The organism is Pseudomonas sp. G3-39 (assembly GCF_054790485.1).
This window is the reverse complement of the sequence record NZ_CP186497.1, coordinates 4,503,951-4,528,606: the sequence shown is the minus strand read 5'-3', so window position 1 is coordinate 4,528,606 and position 24,656 is coordinate 4,503,951. Positions and strand designations below refer to the sequence as shown.

The following is a 24,656-nucleotide window of genomic DNA, read 5'->3' as shown; positions in this document are numbered from 1 at the left end:
CGATCCAATTGTGGGAGCGGGCTTGCTCGCGAAAGCGGGGTGTCAGTCACCGTAGATGTCTCTGATACACCGCTTTCGCGAGCAAGCCCGCTCCCACAGTGGTTCTGTGGTGTTTGCAAGTTCGATGCTTAAGGCATAATCCGCCCCAATTCCAACAACAAGGATGCCTTCGAAGTGAGCTCAGTCAACAAGTCGATATTGTTGGTCGATGACGACCAGGAAATACGCGAGTTGCTGGAAACCTACCTGACCCGCGCCGGGTTTCAGGTGCGGGCCACAGCCGATGGCGCCAGTTTCCGCCAGGCCCTCAACGAGGCGCCCAGCGATCTGGTGATCCTCGATGTGATGCTGCCCGACGAAGACGGTTTCAGCCTGTGCCGCTGGGTGCGCCAGCATCCGCGTCAGGCGCAGGTGCCGATCATCATGCTCACCGCCAGTTCCGACGAAGCCGACCGGGTAATCGGGCTGGAGCTCGGCGCTGACGACTACCTCGGCAAACCTTTCAGCCCTCGCGAACTGCAAGCCCGAATCAAGGCGCTGCTGCGTCGCGCGCAGTTCGGTCAAGAGCGCAGCGGCAGCGAAGTACTGGCCTTCGACGAGTGGCGGCTGGACATGGTCAGTCATCGGCTGTTTCACACCGACGGTGAGGAAGTGATTCTCTCCGGCGCCGACTTCGCGTTGCTGAAGTTGTTTCTCGATCATCCGCAGGAAATCCTCGACCGCGACACCATCGGCAATGCCACCCGTGGCCGTGACCTGATGCCGCTCGACCGCATCGTCGACATGGCCGTCAGCCGTTTGCGCCAGCGCCTGCGCGACACGGAAAAACCGCCGCGACTGATCCGCACCGTGCGCGGCAGTGGCTACCAACTGGCAGCCAATGTGGTTGCCGGCAATGCTCACTGAGTCGCTGCGCCGGCTCGCCAGCAAAGTGCCGGTGCCGCGTTCGCTGCTCGGGCGGATGCTGCTGCTGACCTTGTTGGCGGTGTTGTTTGCGCAGATGTTGTCGAGCGTGATCTGGGTCTCGCAACTGCGTGCCACCCAGCTTGAAGGCCTGGTCACCAGCGCCCGCAGCCTTGCCCATTCGATGACCGCCAGCGTCAGTTATTTCCGCTCGCTGCCAGTGGCTTACCGGCCTCTGGTGCTCGACCAGTTGCGCAGCATGGGCGGCACCCGTTTCGTGGTGACGCTCAACGACAAGCCACTGGGTATGGACGTGCTGCCGATCACTCCGCGAAAGGCCGCGGTGATTCAAGCGGTGGATGAAGTGCTGCGCCAGTCGCTGGGCCATGACACTGATATTTCGGTGACCTTCGTCAGCCCCGAGGATCTGCGGATCTTCAATGCCGGGCTGAAACTCGATGAGCTGCCGCGCTCGTGGGCGCATTACGCGCTGACGCTGGAACCGGTGAATCCGCCGGTGCTGGTCACGCAGATTCAAATGGCGCCGGGCGAATGGCTGTACATCGCCTCGTTGTTACCCGAACCCTACACCAGTCTCGAAGAGCAAGGCCTGCCGGCGCAGCAGGTGTGGTTCATCGTCCTCACCAGCGGCTTTTTGCTGCTGTTCATCGGCCTGCTGGTGCACTGGCAGAGCCGGCCGCTCAAGCGTCTGGCGCGGGCGGCGCGGGATCTGTCGCTGGGTGCCGATGTCGAGCCGGTGGCCGAGGGCGGCGGCAGTGAAGTGGTGGAAGTGGGCCGTGCGTTTAACACCATGCGCGAACGCATCAGCCGTTACCTGACCGAACGCAGCCAGTTGTTCAGCGCGATTTCCCATGACTTGCGTACGCCGATCACCCGTCTGCGCTTGCGCGTCGAACTGCTCGAAGATGAGAAGCTGCAAGCCAAGTTCGGCCGCGATCTGGATGAACTGGAGTTGCTGGTCAAAGGCGCGCTGCAGTGCGTGAAAGACACCGACATCCACGAGAACATCGAGCCGGTGGATCTCAATCATGTGCTCGACTGCCTGGTGGAGCCGTACCTGGCGCCCAACGGCAATGGCCGCGTGACCCAGCAGGGCAAGGCACTGGCGGCGTATCCGGGCAAGCCTCTGGCGTTGAAGCGCTGCATCGGCAACCTGATCGACAATGCGCTGAAGTACGGGCAGAACGCGCATCTGCACATCGACGACGATGAGCGCGCGTTTGTCCTGCACGTCGACGACGAAGGCCCGGGGGTGCCGGAGCAGCGGCTGGAGCAGGTGTTCGAGCCGCACTTTCGCTTGGCCGGGCAGCAGCAGGGTTATGGTCTCGGTTTGGGCATTGCGCGCAACATTGCTCACAGCCATGGCGGTGAGGTGACGTTGCAGAATTTGCGTGAGGGCGGGTTGCGGGTGACGTTGCAGTTGCCGCGCAGTGTTGATTAGTCAGACCGAGTTATCGTTCTTCGCGAGCAGGCTCGCTCCCACAAGTTGATTGCGTTTCAACTGAAGGAACCCAGTCGAATGGGGGAGCGAGCCTGCTCGCGAAGGCGTCAGTCCATCCAACACAAATGTCACGAGCTGGTGACAAAACCCGCCCCCTTCGTTACAAGCCCACCCCGGCCCGTTGTTTAGACTGCCCGCAGTCATAACAACAAAAAAGGGCCACTCATGGACACCTTTCACCCAGACTTCAGCAGTTGGCTGAATGCCCCTGCCCACCAGCAATGGCTCGCCGACGAAGGTCTGCGCCTGCTGGCATTCGCCAAGGCTTCCAGACTGCCCGAGGGTTTCGGCAATCTCGACGAGCGCGGCCGTTTGCCGGCGCACGCGCAAGCCGAAACCATGAACACTGCACGCATGACCCACAGTTTCGCCATGGCTCACATTCAGGGTCTGCCGGGGTTCGCGGAGCTGGTCGATCACGGCATTGCGGCGCTGCGGGGGCCGTTGCGGGATGCGCTGCATGGCGGCTGGTTTGCGGTCGCCGAACACCGCGATGGCAACACCGGCAAGAACGCCTATCTGCATGCCTTTGTCGCGCTCGCGGCCAGCTCGGCAGTGGTCGCGCAGCGTCCCGGCGCCCAGGCGCTGCTGGATGATGCGATCGACATCATCGACACGTATTTCTGGAGCGAAGAAGAGGGCGCCATGCGCGAATTCTTCAATCGCGACTGGCGCGAAGAAGAGGCCTATCGCGGCGCCAACAGCAACATGCACGCCACCGAAGCATTCCTCGCGCTGGCCGATGTCACTGAAGATCCGCGCTGGCTGGTACGTGCGCAGCGCATCGTCGAGCGGGTGATCCACGGTCACGCCGCCGCCAATGGCTACATGGTCATCGAACACTTCGACCGCGACTGGCAACCGCTGCGCGAATACAACCGCGACAATCCGGCCGACGGCTTCCGCCCTTACGGCACCACGCCGGGCCACGGTTTCGAGTGGGCGCGGCTGTTGCTGCACCTTGAAGCCGCGCGGGTTCAGGCCGGGATGCTCACGCCGGGTTGGCTGGCGACCGATGCACAGAAACTCTTCGAACAGAATTGCCGAAACGGCTGGGACGTCGATGGCGCGCCGGGGATCGTTTACACCCTCGACTGGGGCAACAAAGCCGTGGTGCGTCATCGCTTGCACTGGACCCATGCTGAAGCCAGCGCGGCTGCCAGCGCCTTGCTCAAACGCACCGGTGATGCGCAATACGAAACCTGGTACCGGCTGTTCTGGGAATTCTGTGAAGGCCATTTCATCGATCGCTGCGACGGCAGCTGGCATCACGAACTCGATCCGCAAAACCGTCCGAGCGCCGATATCTGGCCGGGCAAACCCGATCTGTATCATGCCTGGCAGGCAGTACTGATCCCTCGTCTACCCTTGTCACCGAGTATGGCGACAGCTCTGGCGCAAATATCCCGGCCTGTTCCTGTGTAACCATGTGGTGACATTTGCGCGTCCCTTCGTTACCTGCGAAGGGAATCGCCCTGTTTAAACTCCTGTGCAGCGCAAGCACCAGACTTGCATGCATAACAACAAGAAAGGTACATCTCAGATGAATGCGATTTCTCGCCTCGCTACTGTCATTTCTGTCGCCTCCCTGTTCCCGCTCGCAATTCTGCCTCTCAGTGTTTCCGCTGCCGAATCCAAAGGTTCGGTCGAAGTCGTGCACTGGTGGACGTCCGGTGGCGAAAAAGCCGCCGTTGATGTGCTCAAGGCGCAAGTCGAAAAAGACGGTTTCACCTGGAAAGACGGCGCTGTCGCCGGCGGTGGCGGTGCCACGGCGATGACCGTGCTGAAAAGCCGCGCCGTTGCCGGCAACCCACCAGGTGTCGCCCAGATCAAGGGCCCGGACATCCAGGAGTGGGCTTCCACCGGTCTGCTCGACACCGACGTCCTGAAGGACGTGGCCAAAGAAGAGAAGTGGGACAGCCTGCTCGACAAGAAAGTCTCCGATACCGTGAAGTACGACGGTGATTACGTGGCCGTACCGGTGAACATTCACCGGGTGAACTGGCTGTGGATCAACCCGGAAGTCTTCAAAAAGGCCGGCATCACCAAGAACCCGACCACCCTCGAAGAATTCTACGCCGCCGGCGACAAGCTCAAGGCTGCGGGCTTCATCCCGCTGGCTCACGGCGGTCAGCCTTGGCAGGACAGCACCGTGTTCGAAGCCGTGGTGCTCTCGGTCATGGGCGTTGATGGCTACAAGAAAGCCCTGGTCGACCTGGACAACAAAGCGCTGACCGGTCCGGAAATGGTCAAGGCGCTGACCGAGCTGAAGAAAGTCGCGACCTACATGGACCAGGACGGCAAGGGTCAGGACTGGAACCTGGAAGCGGCCAAGGTCATCAACGGCAAGGCCGGCATGCAGATCATGGGTGACTGGGCCAAGTCCGAATGGACCGCCGCCAAGAAAGTCGCCGGCAAGGACTACGAGTGCGTAGCGTTCCCTGGCACCGACAAGGCGTTCACCTACAACATCGACTCCCTGGCGGTGTTCAAGCAGAAAGACAAAGGCACTGCGGCCGGTCAGCAGGACATCGCCAAAGTCGTGCTGGGTGAAAACTTCCAGAAAGTCTTCAGCATCAACAAAGGCTCGATCCCGGTACGTAACGACATGTTGAACAACATGGACAAACTCGGTTTCGACTCTTGCGCGCAGACCGCTGCCAAGGACTTCCTGGCAGACGCCAAGTCCGGTGGCCTGCAGCCGAGCATGGCGCACAACATGGCGACCACGCTGGCGGTGCAGGGCGCGTTCTTTGATGTCGTGACCAACTACATCAACGACCCGAAAGCCGACCCGGCCGATGCGGCCAAGAAACTGGGCGCGGCGGTTCAGTCGGCCAAATAACCGTCGGTAGCGCAGGCCCCTCTTTGTGGGAGCGGGCTTTGTGGTGAGGGGATTTATCCCCGATGGGTCGCGCAGCGGCCCCAGAAAGTTGCAGCGGTGGAGTAACAGAAAGACCGCGTGCAAAGCTTTTGCGACTGCTTCGCAGCCGATCGGGGATAAATCCCCTCGCCACAGAGCTCGCTCCCACAAGGGATCTCACTGTAGTTTTTATTCCCTGTACTGGATTTCCCCATGAGTTCTGTTGCTGTGTTCAGCAAGGCCTCGCCGTTCGATGCACTGCAGCGCTGGCTACCGAAACTGGTGCTGGCGCCGAGCATGTTCATCGTGCTGGTGGGCTTCTATGGCTACATCCTGTGGACGTTCGTGCTGTCGTTCACCACCTCGACGTTCCTGCCCAACTACAAGTGGGCCGGCCTGGCGCAATACGCGCGGTTGTTCGACAACGATCGCTGGTGGGTGGCGAGCAAGAACCTCGCGGTGTTCGGTGGCATGTTCATCGGCATCACCCTGGTGATCGGTGTGCTGCTGGCAGTGTTCCTCGACCAGCGCATCCGTCGCGAAGGCTTTATCCGCACCATTTACCTGTACCCGATGGCGCTCTCGATGATCGTCACCGGTACCGCGTGGAAATGGCTGCTCAACCCGGGCATGGGCCTGGACAAATTGTTGCGTGACTGGGGCTGGGAAGGCTTCCGTCTGGACTGGCTGATCGACCCGGATCGCGTGGTCTACTGCCTGGTGATCGCCGCCGTGTGGCAAGCCTCGGGCTTCATCATGGCAATGTTCCTCGCCGGCCTGCGCGGGGTTGATCAGTCGATCATCCGTGCCGCGCAGATCGATGGCGCGAGCATGCCGACCATCTACTGGAAAGTCGTACTGCCAAGCCTGCGTCCGGTGTTCTTCAGTGCGGTGATGATCCTCGCCCACATCGCGATCAAGAGCTTCGACCTGGTCGCGGCGATGACGGCGGGTGGCCCGGGTTATTCCTCCGACCTGCCGGCGATGTTCATGTACTCCTTCACCTTCAGTCGCGGCCAGATGGGCATGGGCTCGGCCAGTGCGATTCTGATGCTCGGTGCGATTCTCGCGATCATCGTGCCTTACCTGTACTCCGAGCTGAGGACCAAGCGTAATGACTAGTCTCGCTGCCAAACCCGCTTTCAGCCTGAGTCGCGTCGCGATCTACGCGGTGCTGATCCTCGCGGTCCTGCTGTACCTGATTCCGCTGGTGGTGATGCTGCTGACCAGCTTCAAGACCCCGGAAGACATCAGCACCGGCAACCTGCTCAGTTGGCCGACCGTGGTCAGCGGCATCGGCTGGGTCAAGGCCTGGGCCACGGTTGACGGTTACTTCTGGAACTCGATCAAGATCACCGTGCCGGCCGTGGTCATCTCCACCGCCATCGGCGCGTTGAACGGCTACGTGCTGTCGTTCTGGCGCTTCCGCGGTTCGCAGCTGTTCTTCGGTCTGCTGCTGTTCGGCTGCTTCCTGCCGTTCCAGACCGTGCTGCTGCCGGCTTCGTTCACCCTCGGCAAGATGGGCCTGGCGAGCACCACCACCGGCCTGGTCTTCGTGCACGTGGTCTATGGTCTGGCGTTTACCACGCTGTTTTTCCGTAACTACTACGTGAGCATTCCCGATGCGCTGATCAAGGCTGCACGGCTGGATGGCGCGGGTTTCTTCACGATCTTCCGGCAGATCATTCTGCCGATGTCGACCCCGATCATCATGGTTTGCCTGATCTGGCAGTTCACCCAGATCTGGAACGACTTCCTGTTCGGTGTGGTGTTCTCCAGCGGTGATTCGCAACCGATCACGGTGGCGCTGAACAACCTGGTCAACACCAGCACCGGCGCCAAGGAATACAACGTTGATATGGCAGCGGCGATGATCGCCGGCCTGCCGACCCTGCTGGTCTATGTGGTCGCAGGCAAGTATTTCGTGCGCGGGCTGACGGCCGGCGCAGTCAAGGGGTAATCATGGCTACGCTCGAACTTCGCAACGTCAACAAGACTTATGGTGCCGGTCTGCCGGACACCCTGAAGAACATCGAACTGTCGATCAAGGACGGTGAGTTCCTGATCCTGGTCGGCCCGTCGGGCTGTGGCAAGTCGACCCTGATGAACTGCATCGCCGGCCTCGAGACCATCACCGGTGGCGCGATCATGATCGGCGATCAGGACGTCAGCGGCATGAGCCCGAAGGATCGTGACATCGCCATGGTGTTCCAGTCCTACGCGCTGTACCCGACCATGAGCGTGCGCGAGAACATCGAGTTCGGTCTGAAAATTCGCAAGATGAGCCAGTCGGCGATCGACGAAGAAGTCGCGCGCGTGGCCAAGCTGCTGCAGATCGAACACCTGCTCAACCGCAAGCCGGGTCAGCTCTCCGGTGGTCAGCAACAGCGTGTGGCGATGGGCCGTGCGTTGGCGCGTCGGCCGAAGATCTATCTGTTCGACGAACCGCTGTCGAACCTCGACGCCAAGCTGCGCGTCGAGATGCGTACCGAAATGAAACTGATGCACCAGCGCCTGAAAACCACCACGGTCTACGTGACCCACGACCAGATCGAAGCGATGACCCTGGGCGACAAAGTGGCGGTGATGAAGGACGGGATCATTCAGCAGTTCGGCACGCCGAAAGAGATCTACAACGATCCGGCCAACCTGTTCGTGGCGAGCTTTATCGGTTCGCCGCCGATGAACTTCATTCCGCTGCGTCTGCAACGCAAGGACGGTCGTTTGCTGGCACTGCTCGACAGCGGTCAGGCGCGTTGCGAGTTGCCGATGAGCATGCAGGATGCAGGGCTGGAAGATCGCGAAGTGATCCTCGGCCTGCGCCCGGAACAGATTGTTCTGGCGAACGGCGAGGGCAATGGTCTGCCGAGCATCAAGGCCGAAGTGCAGGTCACCGAGCCGACCGGTCCGGACACCCTGGTGTTCGTCAACCTGAATGAGACCAAGGTCTGCTGCCGCCTGGCGCCGGACGTGGCCCCGCAGGTGGGTGAGACCCTGACCCTGCAATTCGATCCGTCGAAAGTGTTGTTGTTCGATGCCAAGACTGGCGAGCGTCTGGGGACTGCGGGGCAACCGAAGACCGAAGCGCACGGCGCCAACGTCGCCCAGTTCAAGGGGCGCTGAAGATCAAAAATGTGGGAGCGGGCTTGCTCGCGAAAACGGAGTGTCAGGCAGCACACATGGCGACTGACATGACGCCTTCGCGAGCAAGCCCGCTCCCACAGGGGAAAAGTGGTGTTCGGCCTGTCGAGCATCGCAATTTATGTAAACCGCGTTGGAAAAAAACAGTTAATAACAATAAAGACGAGGATGTAGGGATGAAAAAGAAACACGTCAATGCCCGGTTGATCTGCCAAGTGTCAGCTGCGGCGGCATTGGTGCTGGCCGGTAACGCCATGGCGGCGGATGCCTTCAGCTCCGACTCGAAATGGATGACCGGTGACTGGGGTGGCGAGCGGACCAAGCTGATCGAGCAAGGTATCGACATCAAGGCTGACTACGTTGGGGAAATGGGCGCCAACCTGCATGGCGGCTACAACGACGACAAGACCGGTCGCTACAGCGATCAGTTGGGTCTGGGCGTGGCGCTGGACCTGCAAAAACTCTGGGGCTGGGACAACACTCAGGCCAAGATCCAGCTGACCAACCGTAACGGGCAAAACATCTCCAACGACCGCGTTGGCGATCCGCGTGCCGGCACTCTGTCGTCTTCGCAGGAAGTCTACGGTCGTGGCCACATGGTGCGTCTGACCCAGTTGTGGATTCAGCACCAGTTCTTCGACAACAAGCTGGACGTCAAGGCCGGTTACTTCGGTGAAGGCGAAGACTTCAACACCTTCCCGTGCGACTTCCAGAACCTGGCGTTCTGCGGCTCGCAAGTGGGTAACTGGGCGACCAACATCTGGTACAACTGGCCGGTCAGCCAGGCCGCGATCCGTGTGAAGTACAACATCAACGACGAGCTCTACGCGCAGATCGGTGCGTACAACCAGAACCCGTCGCAGCTGGAACACGGCAACGGCTTCAAGCTCAGCGGCAGTGGCACCAAAGGCACCGTTCTGCCAGTCGAACTGGTCTGGTCGCCGAAGGTCAACAGCCTGCCGGGCGAATACCGCGTCGGTTACTACAAGAGCACGGCTGACGCCAATGACGTCCGTGAAGACGTCAACGGCTTCGACGCTGCAACCACTGGCGACGCGTACAAGACCCACAGCAGCAAACACGGCTACTGGTTCGTCGCGCAGCAGCAACTCACCAGCCACAACGGTGATGCTACTCGCGGTCTGAACATCGCCGCCAACGCCACGTTCCACGACAAGGACACCAACTTCATCGACAACTACCAGTCGGTGATGTTTGTCTACAAAGGCCCGTTCGACGCGCGTCCTAAAGATGACGTCGGTATCGGTGCGGCCCGTATTCATGTCAACGATGACGTGAAGAAAAACGCCGAGTTCCTGAATGCGTCCAACGGTGTTTCGGACTACGACAATCCGGTGTTCTCGCCAATTCGTGAAACCGAATACAACTACGAGATCAACTACGGCTTCCACGTCACCAACTGGCTGACCGTACGCCCTAACCTGCAATACATCACTCACCCGGGTGGTGTGGATGAAGTGGACAACGCATTGGTCGCTGGCCTGAAAATTCAGTCTACGTTCTGACGTTGTTGCGATAAGCTCCTCTCTATGTGCGCATATTTGCGGACAGCCAAGGCTGTCCGCTTTTTTTTGAGGGTGGCGCAACCCATGACAGTCGAATTCGGAACCGTGGCCAATGCATGAGCATCCGCTGCAACGCTTCTTCAAATCCCTGCGCGAGCGACCGGTGTTTGCCTGGGAGCGCTATCAGATGCGCGATGTGCTGGTGATCGATCATCCGCTGTGTCAGGCGGTGTTCAGTCGGCAGGGTGCGCAGTTGTTGCACTTTCAGCCACGCGGGCAGAAACCGTGGTTGTGGTGTGCGGCGAAGTGGCCCCACGTTGGCGCCATTCGTGGTGGCGTGCCGGTGTGCTGGCCGTGGTATGGCCGCCATCCGAGCGAAAACGCCTGGCCGTCCCATGGCTGGGCGCGACTGCTTGACTGGAAGTTGCTCGACAGCAACAGCGCCGAAGATGGCGTACGTCTGCATTGGCAATTGCAGCTGTGCGACTGGCAGGTTGACCTGCACGCGCACCTGGGTGAACGCATGGAGTTACGCCTGAGCACCGAGCATCAGGACGACATGCCGTGCCAATTGAGCCAGGCTTTGCACGCTTACTGGCGTATTGGTGATGTCGGTGAGATAGCGCTGTCTGGGCTCGAAGGTGCGCAGGGTTATGACCAACTGAGCCGCCAGTCCTGTCAGCAGGAAGGCGAGCTACGCGTCGATGGCGGTTGTCAGCGGGTGTTCCAGCACGACGGCGAATTACAGCTCAAGGATCACGCCTGGCAGCGCGAGTTGTGCATCGATACCGGTGACAGCGGAGACACCGTGGTCTGGCATCCGGGCTCGCGCCCCCTGTTGGGCGTGAGCTGGGATGAAGTGACGGAGTTTGTCTGTGTCGAAGCGGCGGCGGGCGGTACCGACAGCCTGCATCTGGCGCCGGGGGAGAAGGCGCATTTGAGTTTGCAGGCGTGGGCTGCTGCCTAGATCTGTGGTGTGTCTGCTGACGCCTTCGCGAGCAAGCCCGCTCCCACAGGTGATCGGGTTCCTTCAATTGGAATGCCATCTCCTGTGGGAGCGGGCTTGCTCGCGAAGAGGCCGGATCAATCAGCCTAAATTCTGGATCAGTTGAACTCATCACCCACCGGATACCGGCTGGCATTCAAGCTCTCTTTGATCTTGCGCAGATGCGGCTGGAAATCCACCCCGCGACGCAGCGTCATGCCGGTCGCCAGCACATCCAGCACCGTCAACTGAATGATCCGCGAGGTCATCGGCATATAGATGTCGGTGTCTTCCGGCAGCGGAATGTTCAGGCTCAGGGTACTGGCCTTGGCCAGTGGCGAATTTTCGGCGGTCAGGCCCAGCACCGAAGCGCCGTTCTCCCGGGCGATGCGCGCCACCTCGACCAACTCACGGGTGCGCCCGGTGTAGGAAATGATCACGAACAGCTCACCGGTGTGCGCCACCGAAGCAATCATCCGCTGCATCAGCACATCGGCATGGGCGGTGACGGCGAGGTTGAAACGGAAGAATTTGTGCTGCGCATCCAAAGCCACAGGCGCTGAGGCACCGAGGCCGAAGAAGTGGATCTGCCGCGCCTGAATCAACAGGTCGACGGCGCGACTGATCAGGTTCGGATCGAGCGCCTGGCAAGCGCTGTCCAGCGAAGCGATGGCACTGCCGAAAATCTTCTGCGTGTACGCCTCGGGATTGTCATCGGCCTCCACTGCACGGCTGACATACGCTGCGCCACTGGCCAGGCTTTGCGCCAGTTGCAGCTTGAGTTCAGGGTAGCCGCTGACACCGAACGAACGGCAGAAACGGTTGACCGTCGGCTCGCTCACCGATGCGGCCTGGGCGAGGGCGGCGATGCTGAAGCGGGTGGCCTGCTGCGGGTTGAGCAGGATCACCTCGGCGACTTTGCGTTCGGCCTTGTTCAGCTCTTCAAGGCGACTCTGGATCTGTTCCAGTAAATTTCGCACGCGGTCCATATGGAATTCCTAATTCACCTGCGCAAAGGTGCGCCGGGCTATGCAAATTGGGCCTTTGATGTGGCCCGTAACGGTGGCCTATCCTACTGGTGGCTCCGACCGACCACCACTCGGAATCTGTATTTTGCGAAAATGTTGTGGTTATTACTACATTTTCCCTTGAGTGATGCCTTGAAAAAAGGTATTTGTAGCTTAACTTGATAAAAGAACAAACATCATGCCTTCGATTACGGTTGAACCGTGCACCTTTGCCTTGTTCGGCGCTCTGGGCGATCTGGCCCTGCGCAAGCTGTTTCCTGCCCTTTATCACCTCGATGGCGCCGACCTGTTGCACGAGGACACGCGCATCATCGCGCTGGCCCGTGAACCCGGCTCCGAGCAGCAGCACCTGGCGTTCATCGCCGCCGAATTGCGCCGTTACGTCGGCAAAGAGCTGGACGAGGCCGTGGCCGAGCGCTTTCTGGCGCGCCTGAGCTACCTGCACGTCGACTTCCTCAAGGCTGAAGACTATGTGGCGCTGGCCGAAGCGACCGGCAGCGCGCAACGCATGATTGCCTACTTCGCCACACCGGCAGCGGTGTACGGCGCGATCTGCGAGAACCTGGCGAAAGTCGGTCTGGCAGAAAACACCCGCGTGGTCCTGGAAAAGCCGATCGGCTCCGATCTGGAATCCTCGCGCAAAGTCAACGACGCCGTGGCGCAGTTCTTCCCGGAGAACCGCACCTATCGCATCGACCACTACCTGGGCAAAGAGACCGTCCAGAACCTGATCGCGCTGCGTTTCGCCAACAGCCTGTTCGAAACCCAGTGGAACCAGAATTACATCTCCCACGTGGAAATCACCGTGGCCGAGAAGGTCGGCATCGAAGGCCGGTGGGGCTACTTCGACAAGGCCGGCCAGCTGCGCGACATGATCCAGAATCACCTGTTGCAGCTGCTGTGCCTGATTGCGATGGACCCGCCAGCCGACCTGTCCGCCGACAGCATCCGTGACGAAAAGGTGAAAGTGCTCAAGGCCCTGGCGCCGATCAGCCCGGAAGGCCTGACCACTCAGGTGGTGCGCGGTCAGTACATCGCCGGGCACAGCGAAGGCAAGTCCGTGCCGGGCTACCTCGAAGAGCCGAACTCCAACACCCAGAGCGACACCGAAACCTTCGTCGCCCTGCGTGCCGACATCCGCAACTGGCGCTGGGCCGGCGTGCCGTTCTACCTGCGGACCGGCAAGCGCATGCCGCAGAAACTGTCGCAGATCGTCATCCACTTCAAGGAACCGTCGCACTACATCTTTGCGCCGGAACAACGTCTGCAGATCAGCAACAAGCTGATCATCCGTCTGCAACCGGACGAAGGCATTTCCTTGCGTGTGATGACCAAGGAGCAGGGCCTGGACAAAGGCATGCAACTGCGCAGCGGCCCGCTGCAACTGAATTTCTCCGACACCTGGCGCAGCGCACGGATCCCCGATGCCTACGAGCGGTTGTTGCTGGAAGTGATGAACGGCAATCAGAACCTGTTTGTCCGTAAAGATGAAATCGAAGCCGCGTGGAAGTGGTGTGACCAGTTGATCGCCGGCTGGAAGAAGTCCGGTGACGCGCCCAAGCCGTATGCGGCCGGGTCGTGGGGGCCGATGAGCTCGATTGCACTGATCACGCGGGACGGGAGGTCGTGGTATGGCGATATCTGATGTGAAACTGCCCGCGGGCGTGAATGCCCACGAATTCAAGAGCCCGGTGCTGTTGGCCGAAGGTCTGGCGCTGAACGTCGCCAAGCAGTTGAGCGATGCCATCGCTGCACGCGGCAACGCGGTGCTGGTGGTCTCAGGCGGTCGCAGCCCGGTGGCGTTTTTTCAGCACCTGGCCAAGCAGGAGCTGGATTGGTCGAAGGTCGTCGTGACCCTCGCCGACGAACGCTGGGTACCGGTCGAACACGCCGACAGCAACGCCGGCCTGCTCAAGCAGTACCTGCTCAAAGGCCCGGCCGCCAAGGCGCAGTTCCTCAGCCTCTACAGCGCGGCGGCCAACGTCGAGCAGGCTGCGGAACAGGCCGACCGTCTGCTCGCGGAATTGCCGCCGATCGACGTGCTGGTGCTGGGCATGGGCGATGACGGTCACACCGCGTCGCTGTTCCCCGACAGCCCGAACCTGACTGAAGCCTTGCAGGCTGACGGCAGCCGTCGCTGCTGGCCGATGCTGGCGCCGAGTGTGCCGCGTCAACGTCTGACCATGAGCCGTGCGCTGCTGGCTTCGGCGAAGCACAAGATTCTGTCGATTTCCGGTCAGTCGAAACTGACCACTCTGAATGCCGCACTGGCATCCGATGACGTCGCGGCCATGCCGGTGCGCGCGTTTCTGCAACCTACGTTAGAGATTTACTGGTGCCCATGAGCCAAGGAACAGCCGCTATGACAACCCCATCCCCGACCGTTTCCATGGCGGACAAAGTTGCCCTGATCGACAGCCTCTGCGCCAAGGCGCGGATCCTGCCAGTGATCACCATCGCCCGTGAACAGGACGTGCTGCCGCTGGCCGACGCACTGGCCGCCGGTGGCCTGACCGCGCTGGAAGTGACCCTGCGTTCGCAATTCGGTCTCAAGGCGATCCAGATCCTGCGTGAGCAGCGTCCGGAGCTGGTGACCGGTGCCGGCACCGTGCTCGATCGCAACATGCTTGCAGCAGCGGAAGCGGCGGGTTCGCAATTCATCGTTACCCCAGGCATCACCCGTGACCTGCTCGAAGCCAGCGTCGACAGCCCGATTCCGCTGCTGCCCGGCATCAGCAACGCTTCCGGCATCATGGAAGGCTATGGCCTGGGCTATCGCCGCTTCAAGCTGTTCCCGGCGGAAGTCAGTGGTGGCGTGGCCGCGATCAAGGCACTCGGCGGCCCGTTCGGCGAAGTGAAATTCTGCCCTACCGGTGGCGTTGGCCCGGCCAACATCAAGAGCTACATGGCGCTGAAAAACGTCATGTGCGTGGGCGGCAGCTGGATGCTTGATCCCGAGTGGATCAAGAACGGCGACTGGGCGCGCATTCAGGAATGCACCGCCGAGGCCCTGGCGCTGCTGGACTAAACGTTTTACCTGACACTTCGTTGTGTGTTCTACGGCTTTACGGTGCGCTTGGTCGGTGCACCGTTTTTTTTTGCCCGGCAAAAATACTCATGGAAACGGCGCGACACATAGTTACCGCACCGCGGGGCTCGTGCGCCGTTAATCTGCGTTCATCTTATGGAAAAGAGAACGCGTCATGGAACGAGACACTTCAACCGCATCGTCATCATCAATCTACCAGTTGGCCCCCGAGCAGATCGCCGGGCCGTACTTTCGCAATCCCAAATTGCTGCGGCGCAACATCAGCGAAGGCGCCGAAGGGCTACCCTTGCTGTTGCGCCTGAGCATTGTCGACGCGATGACCGGTCAACCGGTGAGCGGAGCATTGGTGGACATCTGGCACTGCAATGCACGAGGCGCCTATTCAGGGTGGAGCCGGATCAATCCGGATCTGGAGGTCGACTCTGATGCCATCGGCTCAGTGCCGCGCACCGACGATGACACCTATCTGCGTGGCAGCCAGTTCTGCGATCAGCAGGGGCGGGTGCGCTTCACCACGATCTATCCCGGGTTCTATGCCGGTCGGGCGCTGCACATTCATGTGGCGGTGCGCATGGTCAGCGGCAGTGAATATCTGGAGGAGCGCAACGTGGCCTGGGTCGGTCAGCTGTATTTCCCCGAAGTGGTGTCACGCGCGGTGCTCAATGCCCGTGACTATCGCGGGCGAGCCTCGACACCCTTGAACAATGCCGATGACAGCTACTACAGCAACATGCGCGGCGAAGATTCGACCCTGACCGTGTGGCCGATCGGCCGCGACTCTCACGAGGACGGTTTCTTCGGCCACCTGACCATCGGCATCGACACCTTCGCCGCCTCGTCGCAGATCAAACCCGAGGACTTCGACAAGTACACCGTGTGAACCGATCAACGCAGCTCGTTGAGTGCACGGGTCAGCAACTGCATGTCAGCCGCAGTGGTGGTCAGCCCCGGCGTGATGCGAATGCTCGGCCCGCTCGCTGCGCCGTTGCGTACCACGGTGAACAGGTTGTACTCGTTGAGCAGGCGCTCGACCATTGCCTGTTGATCGGCGTGGCGAGTGAAACGCATCGAGGTGATTCCGCAATACAGGCGCGGATCGTCCGGGGTCATCACCTCGATCCCCGGCAGGTGCCGCACGGCACTCACCCACAGGTTGCGCAGGTAATTGAGCCGGGCGCTTTTGGCCGCAGCGCCGCCGAGCGAACGGTGCTCTTCGAGTGCCAACGGCAGTGACATCAGCGCCGGAATGTTCGGCGTGCTGTACGGCGTGCGGGCGCGTATGTCGGTGGCCGGAAAGTGCATTTCGCCCATGTCCGGATCGATGTCGGCCAGACGCTGCGGGGCGATGTACAGAAAGCCCAGGGTCAGCGGTGCGCCGATCCACTTGTGCAGGTTAAAACCGGCGAAGGCGATGCCCATCGCTTCCAGATTGAACTCGATCTGGCCAAGGGCGTGAGCGCCGTCGAGGATGATGTCCACGCCATGCTGTTTCGCCAGCTCGGCGATGGCCTGCACCGGCATCACCAGACCGGTGCGGTGGGTAACATGGGTCAGGGCCATCAGTTTGAGTTTCGGATAGCGGATGAAGGCTTCGCGGTAACTGTCCAGCAGGCTGTCGAAACTGGCCGGGTGAGTGTGGTTGATCTCGATCACGTCGACGCCGCGATAGCGTGACAGCCAGCGCATGGCACCTTTGACCGTGTCGTATTCCAGGTCGCTGATCAGCACCTGATCGCCCGGAAGCAGGCGATTGTAATTGCGGATCAGCGATTGCAGCGCATCACTGGCGTTGCGGGTGAAGGCCACGCTCTGCGCGCGCACACCGATGGTCTCGGCCAGTTGCGCACGGATCTCCAGGCTGTCGTGCTGTTCGAAACGCTGGCGTACATACACCGAGTTGCTGGTGTTGATCAGCTCGATATTGCGCTGATAGTCCTCGATCACTGTGCGCGACATGCGCCCGAAGTAACCGTTCTCCAGGTTCAGCGGGCCGGTTTGCGCTTCGTAACGATCGGCGAAGGTTTGCCAGAACGCTTCGTCACGGGCACGGCGGGTGTTATCAGGCATGGTCGAGGCTCTAGGGAGGAGGGCGCTTCAGTGGCGCGGGGCAGGTTTGCCGTGTTTGGCGCGTAGTGGTTCGAGCAGATCCGACAGGCCGTTATGGTCGATTTCCTGCATCAGCGCCAGTAGTCCGCCGAGTTCGCCATGGGGAAAGCCTTCGCGGGCAAACCAGTTGAGGTAAGGCCCCGGCAGGTCGGCAATGATCCGGCCCTTGTACTTGCCGAAGGGCATTTCACGGGTGATCAGCAGTTCAAGTTTTTCAGGATTCATCAGTGGCAATCATCTGGATTCAATCAGTCAGGAAAATACAGGCATTCTGCATGCAGGCCAAATGACAGATCATGCAAATAACCGTGATACAGATAGTTCAAATATCTTTAACTTATTGAAAAATAACGATTTATTTTTGAATGAAAAGCTGGCACGCACACTGCAATAACCCTTGCATCTTCAACCAACCGCAAGGAATTGAAAAATGACTGACATGAATAAAGAAGCGATCTCTGTACTCAACGACCTGATCGAAACCTGCAAGGACGGCCAGGAAGGGTTCAAGACTTGCGCTGAAGACATCAAGCATCCAGAACTCAAAACCCTGTTCGTGACCCGTTCTGCCGATTGCGCGACTGCCGCCGCTGAACTGCAGGCTGAAGTGCGTAAACTGGGCGGTGATCCGGAAACTTCTACCAGCGTCAGCGGTGACCTGCACCGTCGCTGGGTCGACGTCAAAGCCATGTTCACCGGCAAGGACGAAGAGGCTGTGCTGAACGAGGCCGAGCGCGGTGAAGACCACGCCCTGAAGGCTTACCGTGAAGCCATCGAGAAAATCAACAAGCACGGCCTGGTCGGCATTCGTGACCTGGTTGAGCGTCAGTACCACGGCGTACAACGCAATCACGACCAAGTGAAAGCCCTGCGTAACCAGGCTCGCGCTCGTTCGTAAGCCACGCTAAAAAACTGTGGGAGCGGGCTTGCTCGCGAAGCGGTGTGTCATGCAACGATGCTGTTGCTGACACGACCCCTTCGCGAGCAAGCCCGCTCCCACTTTTGTTTTGTGTACCTGATGATCAGCCGATGCTGATCGCCGGCAACGTCGGCAAGGTCACGGTCTGCTGCTTGCGCGGTGCCAGAATCTCGGCCTCGCCATCCACCACCAGCTCATCGCGCTGGTTGAACACGCGAGTGGCGATGCGCACGCGAAACTTCGGCAGCTTCTCGAGGATTTCCAGGCGCACGGTCAGGGTGTCGCCAATCTTCACCGGCTTCTGAAAGCTCATCTGCTGACCGATGTAGATGGTGCCCGGCCCAGGCAGCTCGCACGCCACGGCCGCACTGATCAGTGCACCGCTGAACATGCCGTGGGCGATGCGTTCCTTGAACATGCTGGCGGCAGCGAACTCGGCGTCCAGGTGCACCGGGTTGTGGTCGCCCGACATCGCGGCGAACAGCTGAATGTCGCGCTCTTCGACAGTCTTGCTGTAGCTGGCGGTCTGGCCGACTTCGAGGGCTTCGTAAGGGATGTTGGTAACCTGGGTCATCGGTCTTGATTCCTGTGACGGATTAAAGTGAATCCACAAAAAATTATTCGCTGCGATGGGGGCGGCGATGGCTCAGCGCCTGGTCGATCCAGGTCAGCACATCGGCAATCACTTCGTCGCGATTGGTTTCGTTGAACAATTCGTGCCGCGCCTGCGGGTAGATCTTCAGTTGCAAGTTCTGGCTGCCGGCCGAGCGCAACGCTTCGGCCAGATCTGTCAGACGCTTGCCTTCGCTCACCGGATCACATTCACCGCCGATCACCAGCAGCGGCAGGCCCGGGTCGATCTGGGCGAGATTGGACGCTTTGCTGATCTGCTGCAAGCCGCCGAGCAAGTCGATCCACAATTGATTGGTGCAGCGGAAGCCGCACAACGGGTCGTTGGCATACAGATCGACCTCGACCGGGTCGCGGCTCAGCCAGTCGAACGGCGTGCGCGCCGGTTTGAATTTTTTGTTGAACGAGCCGAACGACAACCACTCGATCAGCGCACTGCGGCCCTTGCCACCCTGACGCAGTTTTTCGAAACGGGCGATTTGTCGCGCCGCGCCGTAAAGCGCCACCGGCTGGAAGTTCGAACCGCTGAGAATCGCCCCATGCAGGCTGGCGCTGTGATGCAGCAGGTAACCCTGAGCGAGGTAGCTGCCCATGCTGTGCCCGAGCAGGATGATTGGCACGTCGGGATGCTGCTGGCCGATGTGCTGATTGAGGCTGGCCAGATCGCCGATCACCTTGCACCAGCCGTCGTCATCGGCGAAATGCCCGAGCGTCCCGTGTTCGGCGGTTTTGCCATGGCCGCGCAGATCCGGGGCGTACACACCGTAGCCTTGTTCACAGAACGCATTCGCCAGCCGCTCGTAGCGCGCGCTGTGTTCGGCCATGCCGTGGGCCAGCAGGATCAGCGCTTTCAAGGGCGCGGCGGGCAGCCACTGGTTGACGAACAGGCGGCTGCGGTCACTCGCGTCCAGCCAAAAGCCTCGGTGGATCATGGCAATTCCTTTTTATCGAGCGGTATCGGCCCGCAGTCGTTGCATTGTATAGCGCGTCCGATCAGCTCACGCCACGGCAGGAAGATTCATACGATCAATGTCGCCATCGCCCATATTTGCCTCAATGGCCATAACTGCTAGTGTCCGTGAAGCTCCGCTTTTTGCTTTGTGCCCTCAGGGATCAGCGCGAAACCACAGAAAAGCGGCTCCCGGATCGATTCAGGTAAAGAGGACAAGAACAATGCAACCTGATTTCTGGAATGACAAACGCCCCGCCGGCGTACCACTGGACATCGACATGGGCGAGTTCAAGTCGGTGATCGAGGTGTTTGAGCGTTCCTGCAAGAAATTCGCGGACCGTCCGGCCTTCAGCAATATGGGCGTGACCCTGACTTACGCTGAACTCGAGCGCTACAGCGCGGCGTTCGCCGGTTACCTGCAAGCCCACACCGATCTGGTGCCGGGGGATCGCATCGCGGTGCAGATGCCCAACGTGCTGCAATATCCGATTGCCGTGTTCGGTGCCTTGCGCGCCGGGCTGATCGTGGTCAACACCAACCCGCTGTACACCGCGCGCGAGATGCGCCACCAGTTCAAGGATTCCGGCGCCCGCGCGCTGGTGTACCTGAACATGTTCGGGCAGAAGGTTCAGGAAGTGCTGCCGGACACTGACATCCAATACCTGATCGAAGCGAAGATGGGCGACATGCTGCCCACCGCCAAGGGCTGGCTGGTCAACACCGTGGTCAGCAAAGTGAAAAAAATGGTCCCGGACTATTCGCTGCCGCAGGCGATCTCGTTCAAGAGTGCGCTGCGCCTGGGCCGTGGTCTGGGGATCAAACCGCTGAAAGTCGGTCTCGACGACATCGCCGTGTTGCAATACACCGGCGGCACCACCGGTCTGGCCAAGGGCGCGATGCTGACCCACGGCAACCTCGTGGCGAACATGCAGCAAGTGCGCGCGTGTCTTGCGCAGTTGGGGCCGGACGGTCAGCCGCTGCTGCGCGAAGGGCAGGAGGTGATGGTGGCGCCACTGCCGCTTTACCACATCTATGCCTTCACCGCGAATTGCATGTGCATGATGGTATCGGGCAACCACAACGTGCTGATCACCAATCCGCGCGACATCGCAGGCTTCATCAAAGAGCTGAAGAACTGGCGCTTCTCGGCGTTGCTCGGACTGAATACGTTGTTCGTCGCGCTGATGGAGCACCCGGACTTCAAGACCCTGGATTTCTCCAGCCTCAAGCTGACCAACTCCGGCGGTACTGCGCTGGTCAAGGCCACCGCCGAGCGCTGGGAGCAGATCACCGGTTGCCGCATCACCGAAGGTTACGGCCTCACCGAAACTTCGCCGGTGGCCTGCACCAACCCGTATGGCGACAAGTCGCGTCTGGGCACGGTCGGTCTGCCGGTGCCGGGTACGCTGCTGAAGGTCATCGATGACGAGGGTGTCGAGCAGCCGATGGGCGAGCGCGGCGAGTTGTGCATCAAGGGCCCGCAGATCATGAAAGGCTACTGGCACAAACCCGAGGCCACCGCCGAAGTGCTGGATGCCGAGGGCTGGTTCAAGTCCGGTGATATCGCGGTGATCGACCCGGACGGCTTCGTACGCATCGTCGATCGCAAGAAGGACATGATCATCGTCTCCGGTTTCAACGTGTACCCCAACGAGATCGAAGACGTGGTGATGGCCCACCCGAAAGTCGCCAACTGCGCGGTGATCGGCGTGCCGGACGAGCGTTCGGGCGAAGCGGTGAAGCTGTTTGTGGTGGCGCGGGAAACCGGGGTCAGCCTCGAAGAACTGAAGGCGTACTGCAAAGAGAATTTCACCGCTTACAAGGTGCCGAAACACATCGTGCTGCGTGAGTCGTTGCCGATGACGCCGGTCGGGAAGATTCTGCGGCGGGAGTTGCGCGATATCGCCTGATCGGTGAATGGCCGCGCGTTGCGCGGATCGCGGGCAAGCCACGCTCCCACAGGGATCTCCCAACCTTGTGGGAGCGGGCTTGCCCGCGATGCTTTTTGGGCGGTGAAGTCCCGGAAAACCGGGGCTTTCAGGCTGGTATAGGATTTTTGCTCTAAAATGACTGCTGGAAAGTCTTGAGTCACTAAAGTGACCATGGAGGCCGCTTTTGGCTCTAGTCGGCCCTCGGCAAAGCTGCTACTCTCGGCGCGCTTTGTGACTTCTCGGCCTGTAGAAAAGCCAGATTCACCAATACAAAACACACACCAATAATAATCGCATCAAATGCGGTGAAGAATTCGCGTTGCTGAGGAGTGGGCTTCCATGATCGAAGACTTTTGGAAGGATAAATACCCGGCTGGAATTGCTGCCGACATCAATCCAGACGAGTACCCGAATATTCAGGCAGTGTTGAAGCAATCCTGCCAACGCTTCGCCAACAAGCCGGCTTTCAGCAACCTGGGCAAGACAATCACCTACGGTGAACTGTACGAATTGTCCGGTGCGTTTACCGCGTATCTGCAACAGCATACCGACTTGCAGCCCGGTGATCGAATCGCCGTGCAACTGCCCAACGTTCTGCAGTACCCGGTGGCCGTCTTCGGTGCGATCCGCGCCGGGCTGATCGTGGTCAACACCAACCCGCTGTACACCGCGCGGGAAATGGAACACCAATTCAATGACTCCGGCGCAAAAGCCCTGGTCTGCCTGGCCAACATGGCGCACCTGGCGGAAGCCGTGGTGCCAAAAACCGGGGTCAAGCACGTCATCGTCACCGAAGTCGCCGACCTGCTGCCGCCGGTCAAGCGCCTGCTGATCAACAGCGTGATCAAGTACGTGAAGAAGATGGTCCCGGCTTATCACCTGCCCAAAGCCGTCAAGTTCAACGACGTGCTGAGCAAGGGCCAGGGCCAGCCTGTGGCTGAAGCCAATCCGCACAGCAGCGATGTCGCGGTGTTGCAGTACACCGGCGGCACCACCGGCGTGGCCAAAGGCGCGATGCTGACCCATCGCAACCTCGTCGCCAACATGCTGCAGTGCAAGGCGCTGATGGGCTCCAACCTCAATGAAGGTTGCGAGATCCTGATCACTCCTCTGCCGCTGTACCACATCTATGCGTTCACCTTTCATTGCATGGCGATGATGCTGATCGGCAACCACAACATCCTGATCAGCAACCCGCGCGACCTGCCGGCGATGGTCAAGGAACTGTCGAAGTGGAAGTTCAGCGGCTTCGTTGGCCTGAACACGCTGTTCGTCGCGCTGTGCAACAACGAAGGTTTCCGCAAGCTGGATTTCTCCAATCTGAAAGTCACCCTGTCCGGCGGCATGGCCCTGCAACTGGCCGCGGCCGAGCGCTGGAAAGCGGTGACCGGTTGTTCGATCTGCGAAGGTTACGGCATGACCGAAACCAGCCCGGTTGCCACGGTCAACCCGATCCAGAACATCCAGATCGGCACCATCGGTATTCCGGTGCCGTCGACCCTGTGCAAAGTCATTGACGATGCCGGTGTCGAGCAGCCTATGGGCGAAATCGGCGAGCTGTGCGTCAAGGGCCCGCAAGTGATGAAGGGCTACTGGCAGCGTCAGGAAGCCACCGACGAGATCCTCGACAGCGAAGGCTGGCTGAAGACCGGCGACATCGCGCTGATCCAGCCCGATGGCTACATGCGCATTGTCGATCGCAAGAAAGACATGATCCTGGTATCCGGTTTCAACGTTTACCCGAACGAACTGGAAGACGTGCTGGCGACCCTGCCGGGCGTATTGCAGTGCGCGGCCATCGGCGTGCCGGATGAGAAGTCGGGCGAGGCGATCAAGATCTTCATCGTGGCCAAGCCGGGCGTGACCCTGACCAAGGAAACCGTGATGGAGCACATGCGCGCCAACGTCACCGGTTACAAGGTGCCGCGTTCGGTGGAGTTCCGCGATGCGCTGCCGACCACCAACGTCGGCAAGATCCTGCGTCGTGAGTTGCGTGATGAAGAGCTGAAGAAGATCAAGGCCAAGTCCGCCGCCTGAAGCAAAAAGCCCCGCAGATGCGGGGCTTTTTGTTGGAGTAGGTGGTGGATCTGTAGTGACTGTGATGCCGCCTTCGCGAGCAAGCCCGCTCCCACATTCAACCGCGTTCCTCCAGTTGGAATACAGTCAAATGTGGGAGCGGGCTTGCTCGCGAAGCTTTTCGGTTACTGCCGGAACGGCGCGAAATTCACATTGGTTCCCGCCGGACGCATGTCCTGCAGATACGAATCCTTGTCTGCACTCAATTCCAGGCTCAACGCCGCCTTGCGCTTGCCTTCGTTGCGAATCACCAGGCCTTCGAGCTTTTCCCGCAGGAACACGGTCGGCACTTTCAGGTGCAGCAGTTCGTCGGTGGCCGGGGTGTGCATCAGCAGGTGAATCCACTCGTACTGACCGACGGCGAGGCGCGTCACCGGCAGGTCGAACCACCAGATGTTGCGGTTGCGGTTCAATTCGGCGAAGTGGCAGTTGTTGGTGCCGAGCACGGCGCCGCCCAGTTCCTGGTTGCGACGGGCAATGGCCTGCTTTTTATCGAGTTTCATAACATTCCTGCGGGATCTGATCGTTGGCGCACGGCGCCCATAGGTGCGCATTCTCGGGGCTTGCGGGGCAAACATAAAGCCCAACCTGCATGGCACGACGAAATGAACGGCAAAAATAAATGAAACTCGTGGCAAACCCGGCCAGTCAATCATTACGTACTGACTTTCCCCTTCAATGCACCAAGGAGAAACACCATGAGTAGCACTGGCGATAAAGTAAAAGGCATGGCTAACGAAGCAGTCGGCAACGTCAAGCAAGGCGTCGGCAAAGCAACCGACAACACCAAGCTGCAAGCCGAAGGCAAACTGCAAGAGAAAAAAGGTGAAGCCCAGCAAGCTGTCGGCAAAGCCAAAGACGCCATCAAGAAAGGTGTCGACAAGGCGTAATTCCGCCTTGAACGAAACACACGAGCGGCCATCCAAGGATGGCCGTTTTTGTGTCAAAACCCGACAGCCATCCACGAAGGTCGCCAAGTAGGCTACCGTGATGTAGAAAACGGCCCCTGAGTCGCCACGACTTCA

The 24,656-nt window shown here is 60.0% G+C and carries 23 protein-coding genes; 17 read left to right on the top strand and 6 right to left on the bottom strand.

All coding sequences use genetic code 11. The features are described from left to right. Nucleotides 1–174 precede the first annotated feature (174 nt). The 9 genes from ACOYXG_RS20345 to ACOYXG_RS20305 all read left to right on the top strand — a co-directional run bounded on the left by ACOYXG_RS20345 (nucleotide 175) and on the right by ACOYXG_RS20305 (nucleotide 10,922). Nucleotides 175–906: a response regulator gene (locus tag ACOYXG_RS20345; RefSeq protein ID WP_064391728.1), complete on the top strand. Its 732-nt coding sequence runs from the start codon at nucleotides 175–177 to the stop codon at nucleotides 904–906. After that, the gene (locus ACOYXG_RS20340; RefSeq protein WP_097085919.1) at nucleotides 896–2,365 is read left to right on the top strand and encodes an ATP-binding protein; all 1,470 of its coding nucleotides are present in this window, start codon (nucleotides 896–898) and stop codon (nucleotides 2,363–2,365) included. Before ACOYXG_RS20345 ends, ACOYXG_RS20340 begins: the two co-directional genes overlap by 11 nt. A gap of 225 nt (nucleotides 2,366–2,590) precedes the next feature. After that, a complete protein-coding gene (locus ACOYXG_RS20335; protein ID WP_460353640.1) occupies nucleotides 2,591–3,850 on the top strand; it encodes a D-mannose isomerase in 1,260 nt (419 codons plus the stop codon). Between the two features lie 118 nt (nucleotides 3,851–3,968). Then, nucleotides 3,969–5,270: an ABC transporter substrate-binding protein gene (locus ACOYXG_RS20330; RefSeq protein WP_027612563.1), complete on the top strand. Its 1,302-nt coding sequence runs from the start codon at nucleotides 3,969–3,971 to the stop codon at nucleotides 5,268–5,270. Between the two features lie 231 nt (nucleotides 5,271–5,501). Continuing rightward, entirely contained in the window at nucleotides 5,502–6,410 is a 909-nt protein-coding gene (locus ACOYXG_RS20325) for a carbohydrate ABC transporter permease (RefSeq protein WP_007917874.1), read from the top strand. Next, a complete protein-coding gene (locus ACOYXG_RS20320) occupies nucleotides 6,403–7,248 on the top strand; it encodes a carbohydrate ABC transporter permease (protein WP_007969317.1) in 846 nt (281 codons plus the stop codon). Before ACOYXG_RS20325 ends, ACOYXG_RS20320 begins: the two co-directional genes overlap by 8 nt. A gap of 2 nt (nucleotides 7,249–7,250) precedes the next feature. Then, complete coding sequence (locus ACOYXG_RS20315) at nucleotides 7,251–8,411, top strand: ABC transporter ATP-binding protein (RefSeq protein WP_097085915.1); 1,161 nt, start codon at nucleotides 7,251–7,253, stop codon at nucleotides 8,409–8,411. Between the two features lie 194 nt (nucleotides 8,412–8,605). Beyond that, the gene (locus ACOYXG_RS20310; protein WP_460353636.1) at nucleotides 8,606–9,955 is read left to right on the top strand and encodes a carbohydrate porin; all 1,350 of its coding nucleotides are present in this window, start codon (nucleotides 8,606–8,608) and stop codon (nucleotides 9,953–9,955) included. 112 nt (nucleotides 9,956–10,067) lie between these two features. Continuing rightward, the gene (locus ACOYXG_RS20305) at nucleotides 10,068–10,922 is read left to right on the top strand and encodes a D-hexose-6-phosphate mutarotase (protein WP_460353634.1); all 855 of its coding nucleotides are present in this window, start codon (nucleotides 10,068–10,070) and stop codon (nucleotides 10,920–10,922) included. A 137-nt stretch (nucleotides 10,923–11,059) separates the two neighbouring features. Here ACOYXG_RS20305 and ACOYXG_RS20300 read toward each other — a convergent pair whose 3' ends face one another. Next, nucleotides 11,060–11,920 carry a MurR/RpiR family transcriptional regulator gene (locus ACOYXG_RS20300; RefSeq protein ID WP_169842436.1) on the bottom strand — a complete coding sequence of 287 codons (861 nt, stop codon included), beginning with the start codon at nucleotides 11,918–11,920 and terminating at the stop codon, nucleotides 11,060–11,062. 226 nt (nucleotides 11,921–12,146) lie between these two features. Between ACOYXG_RS20300 and zwf the strand changes: the two genes are divergently transcribed. The 4 genes from zwf to ACOYXG_RS20280 all read left to right on the top strand — a co-directional run bounded on the left by zwf (nucleotide 12,147) and on the right by ACOYXG_RS20280 (nucleotide 15,897). After that, entirely contained in the window at nucleotides 12,147–13,613 is a 1,467-nt protein-coding gene (gene zwf, locus ACOYXG_RS20295) for a glucose-6-phosphate dehydrogenase (RefSeq protein ID WP_135296407.1), read from the top strand. Further along, the gene (gene pgl / locus ACOYXG_RS20290) at nucleotides 13,600–14,313 is read left to right on the top strand and encodes a 6-phosphogluconolactonase (RefSeq protein WP_095137060.1); all 714 of its coding nucleotides are present in this window, start codon (nucleotides 13,600–13,602) and stop codon (nucleotides 14,311–14,313) included. Before zwf ends, pgl begins: the two co-directional genes overlap by 14 nt. A gap of 17 nt (nucleotides 14,314–14,330) precedes the next feature. Beyond that, the gene (locus tag ACOYXG_RS20285) at nucleotides 14,331–14,996 is read left to right on the top strand and encodes a bifunctional 4-hydroxy-2-oxoglutarate aldolase/2-dehydro-3-deoxy-phosphogluconate aldolase (RefSeq protein ID WP_007969324.1); all 666 of its coding nucleotides are present in this window, start codon (nucleotides 14,331–14,333) and stop codon (nucleotides 14,994–14,996) included. Nucleotides 14,997–15,171: 175 nt separating this feature from the next. After that, on the top strand, nucleotides 15,172–15,897 hold the full coding sequence (locus tag ACOYXG_RS20280) for an intradiol ring-cleavage dioxygenase (protein ID WP_027612569.1): 726 nt from the start codon (nucleotides 15,172–15,174) through the stop codon (nucleotides 15,895–15,897). Nucleotides 15,898–15,902: 5 nt separating this feature from the next. Here ACOYXG_RS20280 and ACOYXG_RS20275 read toward each other — a convergent pair whose 3' ends face one another. Together ACOYXG_RS20275 and ACOYXG_RS20270 are read right to left on the bottom strand one after the other, a co-directional pair. After that, nucleotides 15,903–17,084, bottom strand: coding sequence for an aminotransferase class V-fold PLP-dependent enzyme (locus ACOYXG_RS20275; RefSeq protein ID WP_027612570.1), 1,182 nt, complete (start codon nucleotides 17,082–17,084; stop codon nucleotides 15,903–15,905). Between the two features lie 27 nt (nucleotides 17,085–17,111). Beyond that, nucleotides 17,112–17,348 carry a DUF3820 family protein gene (locus ACOYXG_RS20270; protein ID WP_003227425.1) on the bottom strand — a complete coding sequence of 79 codons (237 nt, stop codon included), beginning with the start codon at nucleotides 17,346–17,348 and terminating at the stop codon, nucleotides 17,112–17,114. Between the two features lie 205 nt (nucleotides 17,349–17,553). Between ACOYXG_RS20270 and ACOYXG_RS20265 the strand changes: the two genes are divergently transcribed. Then, a complete protein-coding gene (locus ACOYXG_RS20265; RefSeq protein ID WP_003227422.1) occupies nucleotides 17,554–18,021 on the top strand; it encodes a ferritin-like domain-containing protein in 468 nt (155 codons plus the stop codon). A gap of 124 nt (nucleotides 18,022–18,145) precedes the next feature. Here ACOYXG_RS20265 and ACOYXG_RS20260 read toward each other — a convergent pair whose 3' ends face one another. Both ACOYXG_RS20260 and ACOYXG_RS20255 read right to left on the bottom strand, forming a co-directional pair. Further along, nucleotides 18,146–18,616, bottom strand: a complete 471-nt coding sequence (locus tag ACOYXG_RS20260) for a MaoC family dehydratase (RefSeq protein ID WP_003227420.1) — start codon at nucleotides 18,614–18,616, stop codon at nucleotides 18,146–18,148. 43 nt (nucleotides 18,617–18,659) lie between these two features. Then, the gene (locus ACOYXG_RS20255; protein ID WP_096795063.1) at nucleotides 18,660–19,604 is read right to left on the bottom strand and encodes an alpha/beta hydrolase; all 945 of its coding nucleotides are present in this window, start codon (nucleotides 19,602–19,604) and stop codon (nucleotides 18,660–18,662) included. Nucleotides 19,605–19,845: 241 nt separating this feature from the next. Here ACOYXG_RS20255 and fadD2 point away from each other — a divergent pair, with 241 nt between their 5' ends. Next, complete coding sequence (fadD2, locus tag ACOYXG_RS20250) at nucleotides 19,846–21,534, top strand: long-chain-fatty-acid--CoA ligase FadD2 (RefSeq protein WP_460353629.1); 1,689 nt, start codon at nucleotides 19,846–19,848, stop codon at nucleotides 21,532–21,534. A 360-nt stretch (nucleotides 21,535–21,894) separates the two neighbouring features. Then, nucleotides 21,895–23,592, top strand: a complete 1,698-nt coding sequence (fadD1, locus tag ACOYXG_RS20245) for a long-chain-fatty-acid--CoA ligase FadD1 (RefSeq protein WP_460353626.1) — start codon at nucleotides 21,895–21,897, stop codon at nucleotides 23,590–23,592. Between the two features lie 164 nt (nucleotides 23,593–23,756). On the opposite strand, the gene ACOYXG_RS20240 is transcribed toward fadD1, so the two are convergent. Beyond that, the gene (locus tag ACOYXG_RS20240; protein WP_007969330.1) at nucleotides 23,757–24,134 is read right to left on the bottom strand and encodes a hypothetical protein; all 378 of its coding nucleotides are present in this window, start codon (nucleotides 24,132–24,134) and stop codon (nucleotides 23,757–23,759) included. Nucleotides 24,135–24,329: 195 nt separating this feature from the next. Here ACOYXG_RS20240 and ACOYXG_RS20235 point away from each other — a divergent pair, with 195 nt between their 5' ends. Next, nucleotides 24,330–24,521, top strand: coding sequence for a CsbD family protein (locus ACOYXG_RS20235; protein WP_027612573.1), 192 nt, complete (start codon nucleotides 24,330–24,332; stop codon nucleotides 24,519–24,521). Nucleotides 24,522–24,656: the final 135 nt, after the last annotated feature.